This is a genomic window from Pseudomonas sp. AC229, assembly GCF_979254655.1.
This window is the reverse complement of sequence record NZ_CEEDHK010000064.1, coordinates 1-263: the sequence shown is the minus strand read 5'-3', so window position 1 is coordinate 263 and position 263 is coordinate 1. Positions and strand designations below refer to the sequence as shown.

At 40.7% G+C, this 263-nt stretch carries 1 protein-coding gene; it reads right to left on the bottom strand.

Features of this window, described 5'->3' with window-relative positions:
- On the bottom strand, nt 1-263 hold a 263-nt coding region (locus AC0IW7_RS24860), incomplete at both ends, for a porin (RefSeq protein WP_471821511.1).

Below are 263 nucleotides of genomic sequence, written 5' to 3'. Positions count from 1 at the left end.
ATACCCGTACCTACGATAGTTTCATCTTTGTTATTGTCACGGCTGATTTGACCAGCGTAAATATGACCGGTTGTGGCTTTATTGAATGCATATTCGCCACCGACTGCGATTTCATCGGCATCGGCATCTTTTACGCCTTTTTCGTCAGTGGTATTAACATACTGCGCTTTAACTGCCCAAGGTGTGTTAGCGATTTTATATTTACCACTAATAAGCCATGATTTTTCATCTTCACTAGCTTTGTTAACACGGTTGTTGTTAAC